Genomic DNA, 688 nt, shown 5'->3' on the forward strand with positions numbered 1-688 from the left:
AGCAGGCGGCGCCAGGTGGCGTGGGCGGCGATGCGGCGGGCGGTGGTGGCGGTGATGGGGCCGTACCCGTCGAGGTCGCCGGGCGCGTCGTCTTCGCCGCGCAGGCTGGTGAGGGGGACGGTGACGTGCACGGTGGCCGGTCGGCCGCGGCGCCGCCCGAGCAGCACCGGCCCGACGGCAGGTCGCGCGGCGTCGGCAAGCCGCGCGGCGTCGGCAGGTCGCGCGGCGTCGGGGTTCGCGGCGCTGCTGCTGCGGTCTGTGGTGGTGCAGTGGGGGTGGCAGCAGCCGAGGTGGCCGGTGTCCAGGGCGGTCCAGGCCAGGCCGGTGAGCAGGTCGAAGCGCAGCTGGTCCAGGGTGCGAGCGTCGTGGCCGGTGGTGCGGGCGTGGCGGGCGGCGGCGTCGGTGGCCACCCAGAGCGCGGTGAGGTCTTCGGCCGGGCCGTAGAGGGTGAGGGTGGCCATGGCGTCCTCACCGCCCGGGCAGGCGGGTTCGGGGCGGGTGATGTGGCGGCGGTCGGCGGAGCGGCGGCGGCGATGACCTCGCGGCGCAGCCACTGGTCCAGCGCCCAGCGGGTGCGCTGGGCGGCGATGGGCAGGGCGGCCTGTTCGACCCGGCGGCGGGTGTCGGGGTGGGTGAGGCAGCGGGTGCGCTCGGCGATGAGGCGGGCCTGGTCGGCGTCGATGCGCCC

Annotated in this window: 1 pseudogene; it reads right to left on the reverse strand. The window is 78.2% G+C overall.

Features of this window, described 5'->3' with window-relative positions:
* Window positions 1–461 (reverse strand): annotated as a pseudogene (locus tag DY240_RS03630) (hypothetical protein); the annotation flags it as partial.
* Window positions 462–688: the final 227 nt, after the last annotated feature.

Source organism: Jiangella rhizosphaerae, assembly GCF_003579925.1.
Classification (GTDB): Bacteria; Actinomycetota; Actinomycetes; order Jiangellales; family Jiangellaceae; genus Jiangella; species Jiangella rhizosphaerae.